The sequence below is a fragment of the Pseudomonas sp. 14A genome (assembly GCF_018132745.1).
In the GTDB taxonomy this organism is placed as follows: domain Bacteria; phylum Pseudomonadota; class Gammaproteobacteria; order Pseudomonadales; family Pseudomonadaceae; genus Aquipseudomonas; species Aquipseudomonas mercuritolerans.
In genome coordinates this window covers 283,714-297,155 of record NZ_JAGRQJ010000018.1, presented here as the reverse complement: position 1 = coordinate 297,155, position 13,442 = coordinate 283,714, and the positions used below count along the sequence as shown (strand labels likewise).

Genomic DNA, 13,442 nt, shown 5'->3' with positions numbered 1-13,442 from the left:
TTCGGATTTTGGCCAGACAAAAGAATGCCCCGCACATGGCGGGGCATTTTTTTGTACGACGGTTAAGCCTTACAGCCCGTCGAGCATCGCCTTGTTGCGCACAGCACCCTTGTCGGCACTGGTCGCCAGCAGGGCGTAGGCCTTGAGGGCGGTGGTCACTTTGCGTGGGCGCACCTCGACCGGTTTCCAGCCTTTCTTGTCCTGCTCGGCGCGGCGTGCCGCCAGTTCTTCGTCGCTGACCAACAGGTTGATCGAGCGGTTCGGAATGTCGATCAGCACCTTGTCGCCATCCTGCACCAGACCGATCGCGCCACCGGCCGCAGCCTCTGGCGAAGCGTGGCCGATCGACAGGCCGGAAGTACCGCCGGAGAAACGCCCGTCGGTGAGCAGCGCACAGGCTTTGCCCAGACCTTTGGATTTCAGGTAGGACGTCGGGTAGAGCATTTCCTGCATGCCCGGGCCGCCTTTCGGGCCTTCGTAGCGAATGATGACGATGTCGCCTTCCTTCACTTCGTCGGCGAGGATGCCGCGCACGGCGCTGTCCTGGCTTTCGAAGATTTTCGCGTTGCCTTCGAAGACGTGGATCGACTCATCAACCCCGGCGGTTTTCACCACGCAACCGTCCAACGCGATGTTGCCGTACAGCACGGCGAGGCCGCCTTCTTGCGAATAGGCGTGCTCGAAGCTGCGGATGCAGCCGTTTTCACGGTCGTCGTCGAGGGTTTCCCAACGGGTCGACTGGCTGAATGCGGTCTGGGTCGGAATGCCCGCAGGACCTGCCTTGAAGAAGTGATGCACCGCTTCATCGCTGGTCTGGGTGATGTCCCACTTGGCGATGGCTTCTTCCATGCTGCGGCTGTGCACGGTCGGCAAGTCGGTGTGCAGCAGGCCGCCGCGGGCCAGCGAACCGAGGATGCTGAAAATGCCGCCGGCGCGGTGCACGTCTTCCATGTGGTACTTCTGGATGTTCGGTGCGACTTTGCACAGCTGCGGCACGCTGCGCGAGAGACGGTCGATGTCGCGCAGGTCGAAATCGATCTCGGCTTCCTGGGCGGCTGCGAGCAAGTGCAGGATGGTGTTGGTCGAACCGCCCATGGCGATGTCGAGCATCATCGCGTTCTCGAACGCCTTGAAGTTGGCGATGTTGCGCGGCAGAACGGAGTCATCGTCCTCGCCGTAGTAACGCTTGCACAGCTCGACGATGGTGCGCCCGGCCTGGAGGAACAGCTGTTCGCGGTCGCTGTGGGTGGCCAGAGTCGAACCGTTGCCCGGCAAGGCCAGACCCAGTGCTTCGGTCAGGCAGTTCATCGAGTTGGCGGTGAACATGCCGGAGCACGAACCGCAGGTCGGACAGGCGCTACGCTCGTACTCGGCGACTTTCTCGTCAGAAGCGCTGGAGTCGGCGGCGATGACCATGGCGTCGACGAGGTCGAGACCGTGGGAAGCGAGTTTGGTCTTGCCGGCTTCCATCGGGCCACCGGAAACGAAGATCACCGGGATGTTCAGGCGCAGCGCGGCCATCAGCATGCCCGGGGTGATCTTGTCGCAGTTGGAAATGCACACGATGGCGTCGGCGCAGTGGGCATTGACCATGTATTCGACGGAGTCGGCGATGATCTCGCGGCTCGGCAGCGAATACAGCATGCCGTCGTGGCCCATGGCGATGCCGTCATCGACGGCGATGGTGTTGAATTCCTTGGCCACGCCACCGGCGCGTTCGATTTCGCGGGCGACCAGTTGACCCAGGTCCTTCAGGTGCACATGCCCCGGGACGAACTGGGTGAACGAGTTGGCGATGGCGATGATCGGCTTCTTGAAGTCGTCATCTTTCATGCCGGTGGCACGCCACAGTGCGCGGGCGCCGGCCATGTTGCGGCCGTGGGTGGATGTTTTCGAGCGGTAATCTGGCATGGAGCACTCCGGGCGGCTAATCACGTACTAAAGGGGAGTGAGCTTCTGTTGACCTCTGAAACACCCGAAAAATGGCCGTGTGTCCGGAAGCTGCCGATGACGTTGCGGGATCGCCGCTGGTCTCAGCCTGAGCTCATAAACCCGCCGGGGATGAATGGCGATGAATGAGGCGATTCTACACCGCTGACGCCGCGAGGGAATGGCGCAAAGCGTTGTTCCCCCGCTGAAGAGGCACGCGGGATGACGACTGGCAGGATCAGTGGTCGCCTCCCGGCATCACCGGATTGCTGCGCAGGTTGCTGACGCGACGGCCTATCACGCTGTTGAGCAACAGCGATACGCCGCTCAACACCACGAAGCCGTAACCCAATGTCGCCTGCAGGTTGGCCGGGCCGAGGCTGATCAAGGCGCTGACCAGCCCGCCACAGATAAAGATGATGGTGCTGCCGGCGGACGCCGATGCGCCGGCATTTTCGGCGAACAGGCTCATGGCGCGGGAGGTGGCCGGTGGTCTTGAAATGGTCGTGCCTACCGTGCAGATCAGCATTGGAATCAGCACCGTCGCCGCTGACAGATCATGATTGGCCGCCAGATAGAGCATCACCAGCCCCGAGAGCAGGATCAGACTCAGCCCGGTGAGAATCTGCTGTTGCGCATTGATATGCCGATTCAGCACGCTGGCGAACAGGCCGCCAAACACATAGGCGGCGCCGTAGATCAGCAGGATCAAGGCGAAATCGTAAGGTGCCATCTGCAGCTGCTCCATGAAGATCAGCGGCGAAATGACAATGAAGGAAAAGTGGCAGGCGAAAGCGAAGGCGGAAATCAGCCAACAGCCGACAAATTCGAAATTGCTCAGGACGCGCTGATAGGACTGGAGGAAGCCAAGGCGGCTAGGATCATGAGGAGGACGGCTGTTATCGAGCAATCGCCAGGTCTTGATCAGAACTGCTGCGGCCAGGGCGATGAAGACCCAGAAGCTGCCGCGCCAGCCGAGCGTGGCTTGCAGAAACGTACCCGCCAGTGGCGATACCGAAATGAAGATGCCTGTTGCGGTGACCATCAGGATTCGCAGGCGATCGCGCTCGTTGCCTTCGAACAGATCCTGCACCAGAGCCTGGGACAGCACGAAGCAACCGCATCCCAGTGCCTGCATCACCCGGAAAATCAGGAACAGCGTGTAGTCATTGCTCAGCGCGCAGCCAAGCGCGCCGAGCAGCGACACGCTCATGCCGGCAAGCAGCAGACCTTTGCGCCCGATCACATCGGACAACGGGCCGATCAATAGCTGGGCAAATGCGATGCCCACGGCAAACAGACTGATCGACAGGGCGATGTCGTTTGGCGATCGGCCAAAATGTGCTGCCAATGCCGGAAAGGAAGGCAGCAGCACATCCAGTGGAAACACGCCAAGCAGGGTCATCGCCAGCAGCAGGCTGACGGCTGCGCGCTGTTGTCGACGGGTAACTACAGGGTTGTGTTTATCCATCGATCAATCCTGCCTTGGCGAAAAGTGTCCGGTTATGAGGCAGTGCAAAAAAACCTGCTTTGTGCAGGGCTTCAAGCGTGGGCCTGGAGCCAGCACGGGCGCGGGCGCGCCTGGCCTGCATCGTGGTCATGCCGGCGACAATCTCGAGCGCGTCGCTATCGGCAATACCGGCCGAGCGCAGGCTTTGTTGCAGCCAGCTTTCATCGGCTTCAAAGAAAATCGAAATGATCTCCACCAGCGTCTTGCTGGCGAACAACCGCTGGCGACTGTTCATCGCGATCCAGAAATAATGGAAAGCTTCGGCGAAATAGCGGCTGTGCCTGGCTTCGTCGGCCAGGTGATCGCGCAACATGTCGTTCACGCTGCTGACCAAAGTATCGCGGCAGGCCTCCAGCAACTCACGGGCAATGATCGTTTCCGAAACGAACCCAAGCAGGAACCAGGCCAGTGCGCGGTTCTTCTCCGGCGTGCGCGCGATCAAGGCGTTCATGCGGGTGATCCGCCTCGGAATGACGGGGCGCCGGGTGATGCTGTAGAACGCGGCGATCTGCTCGGCAATCTGGTTGGAAAACAACGCGTGATAGCCCTCGTCGGTATACAGCTGCAGCGCTGCATGTTTCATCGGCAGCGGAATGTAGATGGGCAGTTCGCGATGCACGATGACTTCCACTGCGCGGTTGACGATGCGGTGTTCAAGCAGGGTGGTGTAGTCGAGGAAGTACACCAGATGATTGGCCGTCAGGCGATGCAGGGTGTCCCGACCCTTGGCCTGAATGGCCGGGTGCGTCAGATAGGGCAGAAACGCCGGGGGGAACCAGTAGCGTGTCTGCAGTTGCTGCTCGACATCGCCTGGTAGTCGATAGTCATGGGTACTGCAGCGCACCGATGCACGGTTGTCCCAGTCTGGAAGGGTAAATTTGAGCGACCATGAAACCGGCGCTTCGCTCTCATCCATCGTCGGGGAAATCATGACGCTACCCCGCTGAGCAGATCACGCATTTCCTGGCACATGGCCTGGCCATCGCTTTCTCCGCAGCCGACGAAGAACAACGGTTGCTCGGCGCTGCCCGCGATGCCGAGCAGGGTTTCAACCTGCGCGTCGGCGAACGCGCCGGTCAGCCAGGTATTGAGCCCCAGCGTTGTTGCGACCAGTTGAAATGTCTGCGAGAGATGGCCGGCCTCGATGAATGCCATGCGGTAGGCGCGTGAGTGCTCGTACTTCCACCAGAGACGATCAAACCTTGCAGTAATGAAGACGCCCAGCGGCAGGTTATTGACGAAATGCTGGCCACCGAGCAATTGACCCAGTTGCGGATCGGGCAGCGCATTGATCCGACTCAGAGCGTGTTCGGCAGGGTGGTAAGCGTAGACGCCGGGTTCCAGCCCGCTGACATTCTGCGCCAGAAGAAAGCCCTCACAGGCATTCAGTCCGCCACCGGACGGGCAGCTTCGGCGGGCCTCGAGTCCTGGCGCGACAGGATCATCGTGGGCATTTTCGCGCGGTGGCAGATAGCCGAGGGTGAAATACAGCAGCTTGCCCACCTCGTCCAGTGTCACCGCCGCACCGGTGTAGGAACGGCAGGTTTTGCGCTTGAGCAATGCCCCAGTCAGGCTGTCATCGTTGACGGCGCCCGGCGCAGGCAGGGAGATGAGCGCCTCCACAGGCTGCGGCGACCTGGAGTGTGCAGGTTCCGGCTTTGCCAGCACTTCGCTGCAATGCGCCAGATATTGCCTCGACCACTCGTGAATGTTCTGTGGAATATACTCACAAGGAATATTTTGTGTGCCGATGTGATAGATCCTGGATAGTTCATCCCAACCCCATTCCGGGCTGTCTATTTTTGCAATGGTTAGAATGTCTGCGTCCAGAAGTTGTTTGTCTATTATGTTGCCTGGGTCAAAAAGGTCAGGGTTGTCTATAAGTTTCGCGAGGCGATTGGAGTATTCAAGGCCAAGCTCGTGTTGAGTGTGGTTTTTGTAATTCCACACAACTTGGCCAGGTGGGCGCGGCAATATAAATAGAAAAGGATTGATATACATTTGTTCAGGTCACTCAGGAGTAGTCTGAAGGACGCCGCAGTGCCGGCATTCTGCGGCGTCCAGACTTACTTAACGTACGTTGGCTGCAACCAGAAAGGCGAGGTTGGCGATTTTATTTGTTTCCAGATAAATGGTTTTCATGATGTGAACTCCTTGTTCATAGAAAGTTGAAGTCGCTTCATGGCGACAACTTCATAATAGTTTGTAATCGAATATTGGCAAGAGGATATTAAGTAGGAATATTCCAGTAATTTTGTCGGAGTGATCTTGTGCTAATGACTTATTGTGTAGGTTAATTTTCCATAAATAGCGGACACAAAGAAACGTCCTGCAAAGCCGACGGAAATTATTGTAGGAAAAGTTTCTAGCACTCATGGTGAGTGTGAATAAGCGAGGGAAGGGCGTCGCAAATGAAACGGGGAGCCTGTGGCTCCCCGTGTTCAACCGCAATCAGCTATTGGGCAGCAGACGGCAGGTGATGCTTTTGATATAGCGGGTTTCAGCAATGGCCGGATGCACCGGATGATCCGGACCCTGGCCGCCACGTTCGAGCATCTGGATGTTGCGGTCCAGATGACGGGCGCTGGTCAGCAGGATGTTCTGCAGATCGTCTTCAGGCAGGTGCATGGAGCACGAAGCGCTGACCAGAATGCCGTCCTTGGTCAGCAGGCGCATGGCTTGCTCGTTCAGACGACGGTAGGCGCCTTCGCCGTTCTTCATGTCTTTCTTGCGTTTGATGAAGGCCGGCGGATCGGCAACGATTACGTCGAAACGTTCTTCGCTGGCTTTGAGTTCCTTCAAGGCTTCGAAGACATCGCCTTCGATGCAGGTCATCTTGTCCGCGAAGCCGTTCAGTGCAGCGTTGCGCTCGACACCGTCAAGGGCGAACGCAGAGGCGTCGACGCAGAACACTTCGCTGGCGCCGAACGCAGCGGCCTGCACGCCCCAGCCACCGATGTAGCTATAGAGGTCGAGCACGCGTTTGCCTTTGGCGTAAGGTGCCAGGCGCGCGCGGTTCATGCGGTGGTCGTAGAACCAGCCGGTTTTCTGGCCTTGAATGACCGGCGCTTCGAACTTGACGCCGTTCTCTTCCAGCGCGACCCATTCCGGCACCAGACCGAACACGGTTTCGACGTAACGGTTGAGGCCTTCGGCGTCGCGGGCGGCGGAGTCGTTCTTGAACAGAATGCCGCTTGGCTTGAGCACCTGGGTCAACGCGGCGATCACGTCGTCTTTATGCGCTTCCATGGTCGCCGAGGCGATCTGCACCACGATGATGTCGCCGAAACGATCGACCACCAGACCCGGCAGCAGGTCGGAGTCGCCGTAGACCAGACGATAGAACGGCTTGTCGAACAGACGCTCGCGCAACGAAAGTGCGACATTCAGGCGATGCACCAGCAGCGACTTGTCCAGTGCCAGTTTGATGTCGCGCGACAGCAGGCGCGCGCAGATCAGGTTGTTCGGGCTCATGGCGACGATGCCCAACGGCTTGCCGCCAGCGGCTTCGAGCACCGCCTGATCGCCGGCCTTGAAGCCGTGCAGAGGCGTGGCGGCCACGTCGATTTCGTTGCTGTAGACCCACAAGTGGCCGTTGCGCAGGCGACGGTCGGCGTTGGCTTTGAGGCGCAGGCTAGGCAGGGACATGACGTCGCTCCGGAAAAAAGAGCGGGAGTATAGCGTGTTGAGGCGTGCTCCGGTCTGGCCTGCGATGAAAAGCGGATGGCCCCTTCGCGAGCAGGCTCGCTCCCACACTTGGAATGCATTCACCTGTGGGAGCGAGCCTGCTCGCGAAAGGATTTCGGCGGTTACGCAGCCAGTGCGTCAATCAGGGCCTGACTGAACGCCGGCACATCATCCGGCTGGCGGCTGCTGATCAGGTTACCGTCCTTGACCACTTCCTGGTCGACCCAGTTGACCCCGGCATTGACCAGATCGTCTTTGACCGTCTTGTAGCTGGTCATGGTCTTGCCGTTGACCAGTCCCGCCGAGATCAGCAACCAGCTGCCGTGGCAGATCACGGCAATCGGCTTGCCCGCCGAAGCGGCAGTCTTGACCAGATGCTGAGCATCCTGATCGATACGGATGGTGTCGGAATTCTGCACACCGCCGGGCAGCAGCACGGCATCGTATTGATCGACGCTCACAGCCTGGAAGGTGTTGGTGACGGGGAAGTCGTCGGCCGGTTTGTCATGGTTCCAGCCTTTGACGGTGCCGGCCTCGGCCGAGAGGATATCGACCTGCACGCCGGCCTGCTCGAGGGCATCCTTGGGGCCGGTCATTTCGACCTGTTCGAAACCATCGGTAACCAAAATAGCGACGCGTTTGCCATTGAGGGAAGTTGCCATCGGTAAGCTCCTGAGTCTGTGGAGATTTTGCCTTCGCAGCGAACCGTTGAGGTCCGATGCGCCCTACAGAGTCCGAAGCCTGTGCACAGATGAAAGTTCCGGCGATGTGCCCATCGGTGTGTCGCCCTGCCGTTTCAGCGGTTAGAATCGCCGCCTGTCCCAGAGTGTGTACTTATGTCCCAAGAGCTGACCACCGAACAGATTCAACAATCGCTGCAAGGCATCAGTGTGCCGGCGCAACCGCAGATCATGGTGGATCTGCAAATGGAGCAGTACATGCCCGACCCGGACCTGGAGGTGATCGCCAAACTGATCTCCCAGGATCCCGGTCTGTCCGGCGCGCTTTTGAAGATCGTCAACTCGCCGTATTACGGCCTGAGCAACAAGATCACCTCGATCCAGCGTGCGGTGAACCTGTTGGGCAGCCGTTCGATCATCAACCTGATCAACGCGCAGTCGATCAAGGGCGAGATGAACGATGACACCATCGTCACCCTCAACCGTTTCTGGGACACCGCGCAGGATGTGGCGATGACCTGCCTGACCCTGGCCAAGCGCATCGGCACCCAGGCCGGTGACGAAGCCTATGCGTTGGGCCTGTTCCACGATTGCGGCGTGCCATTGATGCTGCAGCGTTTCCCCAATTACATGACCGTGCTGGAAGAGGCCTACGCCAGCGCCAGCCCGGAATGCCGCGTGGTCGATACGGAAAACCGTGTGTTCAACACCAACCACGCCGTGGTCGGTTACTACACCGCCAAGTCCTGGCGCCTGCCGGAGCATGTCAGCGCCGCCATCGCCAATCACCACAACGCGCTGGCGATTTTCAGCGACGAATCGTCGAAAAACAGCCAGCTGAAAAACTTGCTGGCGATTCTGAAAATGGCCGAGCACATCTGCGCCTCCTACCGGGTGCTGGGCAACCAGAGCGAGGATTTCGAGTGGAATGCGGTTGGCCCGCTGGTGCTCGATTACGTCGGTCTGTCGGACTACGACTTCGAAACACTCAAACAAACGATTCGCGACCTCGGCGCGCATTGATCCGAGGACACCATGCCTGAACTGCCGGAAGTCGAAACCACCCGTCGCGGAATTGCCCCGCACCTGGAAGGCCAGCGGGTCAGCCGGGTCATCGTCCGCGACCGGCGCCTGCGCTGGCCGATCCCCGAAGACCTCGATGTGCGTTTGTCCGGGCAGCGCATCGTGCTGGTCGAGCGCCGCGCCAAGTACCTTTTGATCAACGCCGAGATCGGCACGCTGATCAGCCATCTGGGCATGTCCGGCAATCTGCGCCTGGTCGAGGCCGGGTTGCCGGCGTTGAAGCACGAACACGTCGACATTGAACTGGAATCGGGACTGGCCCTGCGCTACACCGACCCGCGACGCTTCGGTGCGATGCTGTGGAGCAACGACCCGCTCAATCACGAACTGTTGATTCGCCTCGGGCCGGAGCCGCTGACCGATCTGTTCGATGGCGAGCGCCTGTTCCAGCTGTCACGTGGGCGCTCGATGGCGGTCAAGCCGTTCATCATGGACAACGCGGTGGTGGTCGGGGTCGGCAATATCTACGCGACCGAAGCGCTGTTCGCCGCCGGCATCGATCCGCGCCGCGAAGCCGGGGGCATCTCCCGCGGGCGTTACTTGAAACTGGCGATCGAGATCAAACGCATCCTTGCTGCCGCCATCGAGCGTGGCGGCACGACGTTGCGCGATTTCATTGGCGGAGATGGACAGCCGGGCTATTTCCAGCAGGAACTGTTTGTCTACGGCCGCGGTGGTCAGCATTGCAAGGTCTGCGGCACCGGCCTGCGCGAAGTGAAGCTCGGTCAGCGCGCCAGCGTGTTTTGCCCGCGCTGCCAGACCTGAAGAAATCCTTCGGTCTATAGTGAGAAGTCTCACTGCTCAGCCCGAAGGATCGTGCCATGAAAGTCCTGCAAGTCTTCTTCGTCACGCTGCTGTTGTGTTCCAGCCTGGCCGTTCAGGCCTCGGAAACCGGCAGCGGTGATCCGCGTTACACCATCCAGAATCCCCCGGCCTACGCCATGCTTGGCGACCTGCTGATTGCCCGGCCCTTGCTGGTGGTGGCCACGGTGATCGGTGCGGGGGCGTTCGTGGTGTCGTTGCCGTTTACCGCACTGGGCGGCGGTGTTGGCGATGCCGGTCAGGCGCTGGTGGTCGACCCGGCGAAAGCGGCGTTTGTGCGGTGTCTGGGGTGTACAGGGGAGGGGTTTGAGCAGCGCGAGTGAGCTGATCGGGTTTCAGTGGTGTGGCTGATGGCCCATTCGCGAGCAGGCTCGCTCCCACAGGGGAATGCATTGCAAATGTGGGAGCGAGCTTGCTCGCGAAGAGGGCGGTACAGGGCTGAAGAGATCAGGCCTTGCCGGTGATCTTGCGGTACTTCTCCATCAACTGTTCTTCAGTCTCCGGATGGGCTTCGTCCAGTGGAATGCAATCCACCGGGCAGACCTGCTGGCACTGCGGCTCGTCGTAGTGGCCGACGCACTGGGTGCACAGGTTCGGGTCGATCACGTAGATCTCTTCGCCTTGGGAAATGGCGGCGTTCGGGCACTCGGGTTCGCAGACGTCGCAGTTGATGCAATCGTCGGTGATGATCAGGGACATGCTAACTCCAGCCGGGGCGGCAGGCCCGGGCGCTATAAATCAATGCGCGCAATTGTGCCGCATTGGCGAGCGCAGTGCACGCGGGGGCGATCAAGGGCTGCAAAACAGAGATCGCAGCCTTCGGCAGCTCCTACAAACAGAGATCGCAGCCTGCGGCAGCTCCTACTTCTTGAAGCGCAGGGTCAGCGCGTCGGCCACGGCCGGGTGGACGAACTTGCTGATGTCGCCGCCCAGCGCGGCAATCTCCCGCACCAGCGTCGAGGAAATGAACGAATAACGCTCCGACGGCGTGAGAAACAGGCTCTCCACATCCGGCGCCAGTTGGCGGTTCATGTTGGCCAGCTGGAATTCGTATTCGAAGTCCGACACCGCGCGCAGACCACGCAGGAACACGTTGGCGTTCTGCTCTTTGGCGAAATGCGCAAGCAATGTGGAGAAACCGACCACTTCCACGTTCGGCAGGTGTTTGGTGACCTCGCGAGCCAGTTCCACCCGTTGTTCCAGCGGGAACAGCGGGTTCTTTTTCGGGCTGGCGGCGACGGCAATGATCACGTGATCGAACAGGCGCGAGGCGCGTTCGACCAGATCGCCATGGCCCTTGGTAATAGGGTCGAAGGTACCTGGGTACAACACTCGGTTCATCGCGTCGTCCTGGCGGGAGTCCGTTGGGGAGTCGGATGGTATCGCAGCCTTCCCGGTCGGCCAAGTCGCCTGTTGGATAAGAAAGCACTATAGACGATAGGAATATTCTGCTTTTTCATGGGTTTTTCAGCCGATCAGCCAAGGCTGTCGCCAGTTGCGCGGTCAGGCCATACACCGACAACTGCGGGTTGGCGCCGATGCTGGTGGGGAACAGCGAGCCGTCGTGAATCGACAGATTGCGCAGTTGATGATGGCGACCGAGACTGTCGGCAACCGCGCTTTGCGGATCTTCACCCATCGCACAACCACCCATCACGTGAGCGCTGCCCAGTCGCGTGCGGTACAGCTCCAGGCTCAGTCCATCGATCATTGAGCGCGCCTCGGCCAGTGTCTTCACATAGCGGCCGTCGGCGTGCATCGGCATCACCGATTGCGCGCCGCCGGCGAACTGAATTTCGGCCATGACGTGAAAGGCCCGGCGCAAACCGTCCCAGGCGTACTGCGAAACCTGATAGTCGAGCACGGGCGAGCCATCACCGCGCAGCTCCACCGAGCCACCGCTGCTGTCCGGGTGAAAGCCATCGCGCAGCAGCGCCAGCATCGCGTGGGTGTGCGGCAGGTCGGCCATATGCTGGGCGTTTTCCTTGCCGAAACCACCGAGCAGTGTGGCAGCCAGCGCCGGGTGCAGCGGTGGCACTTCGAGCTTGAACGCCATCGGCCCGGTGGTGCCGTCCTTCCATTGAAAATGGTCGGAATAAATCGACTGCGGCGCGCCGTAAAACGGATTGACCACCTCGGCGAAACGCGCGGCGGACATGTTCACCGGGTGCAGAAAGGTGCGCTTGCCCACGCGCTCATGCGGATCCGGCGCGTCGGAGCGCAGCAACAGCGCCGGGCTGTTGATGCCGCCGCCGGCCAGCACGTAATGCCGCGCCTTGACGGTGATGCTGCGCCCGGTCGGCTCGACGCAGCGTTGGTCCATCGCCACGCAATGCAGGCCGGTCACCTTGTCGCCACTGATCAGCAGTTTCTCCACCCGCGCCAGATACAGCAGCTCGCCGCCCTTTTCCAGCGTCGCCGGGATGGTCGTGACCATCATCGATTGCTTGGCATTGCTCGGGCAGCCCATGCCGCAATAGCCGAGATTCCAGCAACCGCGAACGTTGCGCGGGATCACGTGCCAGCTGTAGCCGAGTTGCTCGCAGCCTTTGCGGATCACATCGTTGTTGGCATTGGGCGGCACCATCCACGGCGCGACCCCGAGGCGCTGCTCCATTTTTTCGAACCACGGCGCCATCTCTGCCGGACTATGGCCTGTGACGTTGTGCTCGCTGGCCCAGTGTTCGAGGGTCGGCTCGGGTGTGCGGAAGCTCGAGGTCCAGTTGATCAGTGTCGTGCCGCCGACCGCACGGCCCTGCAGGATCGTGATCGCGCCGTCCTTGCTCATGCGCCCGATGCCTTCCTGATAGAGGCTGCTGTAGGCCTCGTCTTCGAGCAGTTTGAAATCCGAGCTGGTCTTCAACGGGCCTTCTTCGATCAGCAGGACTTTATAGCCGGCCGCGCTGAGGATCTCCGCCGTGGTGCCGCCGCCGGCGCCACTGCCGATGATCGCCACGTCGGCTTCGAGGGTGAGGTCGTCGCTCAGTTGCGCGCCGTTGTAGGTTTTCCAGCCTCGGGCGAGGCCTTCGCGGAAGGGATCGGGTACGGGCATCGGTCAGGTTCTCTTTATTATTCTGGATGCTGAGGTGATGCAGCAGGCCCCTTCGCGAGCAGGCTCGCTCCCACAGGGACATGCATTTCAAATGTGCGAGCGAGCCTTCTCGCGAAGGCCGCGCCCCGGTTTCAGACCTTCGGCGGCCCGGGATAACCGCAATGCGCCCAGGATTCGGCGCGGGTGTACCAGGCCATCATCACCATCTGCTGCAATGAGCTATGGCCCATGCGCAGCAAGCTCAATGAACTGTTCTCCCAGCGTTCAAGGAAATGCCGCATCGCTTCAGGGCTGGCGTTTTCCCAACTGCCCCAGATGCCGGTGAGCGGGCCACGGGTCACGGCCATGCCCAGCACGTCGAACAGTTGCCGAGTGAGCTTGAGCATTTCCGGCGACACGTGATCAAGGCTGTAGTCCAGCGACTTCAGCGTGCCGTCGACCGCCGCGGGCATTTCCCCGGCGGCAACGGCGCCGTCGAGCATCACCGGGATCAGCGCGCGCAGGAACAGCAGATCGCCGTCGCGCAAAACGACAAAGCCGTTGGCGCTGACGCCCGACGAGCAGCCAGTGAGGCTGGCGCCAAGGCCGGCGGTGGCGAGAAACGCGCTGGCGCCGAGGCTGAATTTCAGCAGGCCACGGCGCGACAGGGCAGGTGTTTCGGTCAGGCTTGGGTGCATTG

General features: G+C 60.5%; 13 protein-coding genes. 3 read left to right on the top strand and 10 right to left on the bottom strand.

Annotation, left to right across the window (positions count from 1 at the left end):
* Positions 1-69: 69 nt before the first annotated feature.
* From ilvD to PS14A_RS23915, 6 genes are all read right to left on the bottom strand, one after another.
* Positions 70-1,911 (bottom strand): dihydroxy-acid dehydratase, encoded by a 1,842-nt coding sequence (gene ilvD, locus PS14A_RS23940; RefSeq protein ID WP_137214326.1) that lies wholly within the window; start codon positions 1,909-1,911, stop codon positions 70-72.
* A 256-nt stretch (positions 1,912-2,167) separates the two neighbouring features.
* Complete coding sequence (locus PS14A_RS23935; protein WP_212617371.1) at positions 2,168-3,400, bottom strand: multidrug effflux MFS transporter; 1,233 nt, start codon at positions 3,398-3,400, stop codon at positions 2,168-2,170.
* Positions 3,393-4,370, bottom strand: a complete 978-nt coding sequence (locus PS14A_RS23930) for a diiron oxygenase (RefSeq protein WP_130911245.1) — start codon at positions 4,368-4,370, stop codon at positions 3,393-3,395. Before PS14A_RS23930 ends, PS14A_RS23935 begins: the two co-directional genes overlap by 8 nt.
* Positions 4,367-5,440: a SagB family peptide dehydrogenase gene (locus PS14A_RS23925; RefSeq protein ID WP_212617370.1), complete on the bottom strand. Its 1,074-nt coding sequence runs from the start codon at positions 5,438-5,440 to the stop codon at positions 4,367-4,369. Before PS14A_RS23925 ends, PS14A_RS23930 begins: the two co-directional genes overlap by 4 nt.
* Positions 5,441-5,890: 450 nt before the next feature.
* A complete protein-coding gene (locus PS14A_RS23920) occupies positions 5,891-7,087 on the bottom strand; it encodes a class I SAM-dependent rRNA methyltransferase (RefSeq protein WP_137214323.1) in 1,197 nt (398 codons plus the stop codon).
* 161 nt (positions 7,088-7,248) lie between these two features.
* Positions 7,249-7,788, bottom strand: a complete 540-nt coding sequence (locus PS14A_RS23915; protein ID WP_071172203.1) for a type 1 glutamine amidotransferase domain-containing protein — start codon at positions 7,786-7,788, stop codon at positions 7,249-7,251.
* Positions 7,789-8,016: 228 nt separating this feature from the next.
* Between PS14A_RS23915 and PS14A_RS23910 the strand changes: the two genes are divergently transcribed.
* From PS14A_RS23910 to PS14A_RS23900, 3 genes are read left to right on the top strand one after another with little or no spacing between them, the layout of a single operon-like run.
* Positions 8,017-8,829: an HDOD domain-containing protein gene (locus tag PS14A_RS23910; RefSeq protein WP_161984078.1), complete on the top strand. Its 813-nt coding sequence runs from the start codon at positions 8,017-8,019 to the stop codon at positions 8,827-8,829.
* 12 nt (positions 8,830-8,841) lie between these two features.
* Positions 8,842-9,654: a bifunctional DNA-formamidopyrimidine glycosylase/DNA-(apurinic or apyrimidinic site) lyase gene (gene mutM / locus PS14A_RS23905; protein ID WP_016772703.1), complete on the top strand. Its 813-nt coding sequence runs from the start codon at positions 8,842-8,844 to the stop codon at positions 9,652-9,654.
* Between the two features lie 56 nt (positions 9,655-9,710).
* Positions 9,711-10,034, top strand: a complete 324-nt coding sequence (locus tag PS14A_RS23900; RefSeq protein WP_076564452.1) for a multidrug transporter — start codon at positions 9,711-9,713, stop codon at positions 10,032-10,034.
* 124 nt (positions 10,035-10,158) lie between these two features.
* On the opposite strand, the gene PS14A_RS23895 is transcribed toward PS14A_RS23900, so the two are convergent.
* From PS14A_RS23895 to PS14A_RS23880, 4 genes are all read right to left on the bottom strand, one after another.
* Complete coding sequence (locus PS14A_RS23895) at positions 10,159-10,410, bottom strand: YfhL family 4Fe-4S dicluster ferredoxin (protein ID WP_003195146.1); 252 nt, start codon at positions 10,408-10,410, stop codon at positions 10,159-10,161.
* Between the two features lie 162 nt (positions 10,411-10,572).
* A complete protein-coding gene (coaD, locus tag PS14A_RS23890) occupies positions 10,573-11,052 on the bottom strand; it encodes a pantetheine-phosphate adenylyltransferase (RefSeq protein WP_003229157.1) in 480 nt (159 codons plus the stop codon).
* A gap of 115 nt (positions 11,053-11,167) precedes the next feature.
* Positions 11,168-12,763: a GMC family oxidoreductase gene (locus PS14A_RS23885; protein ID WP_212617369.1), complete on the bottom strand. Its 1,596-nt coding sequence runs from the start codon at positions 12,761-12,763 to the stop codon at positions 11,168-11,170.
* A gap of 131 nt (positions 12,764-12,894) precedes the next feature.
* Positions 12,895-13,440: a twin-arginine translocation pathway signal protein gene (locus PS14A_RS23880; protein WP_212617368.1), complete on the bottom strand. Its 546-nt coding sequence runs from the start codon at positions 13,438-13,440 to the stop codon at positions 12,895-12,897.
* Between the last annotated feature and the right edge of the window lie 2 nt (positions 13,441-13,442).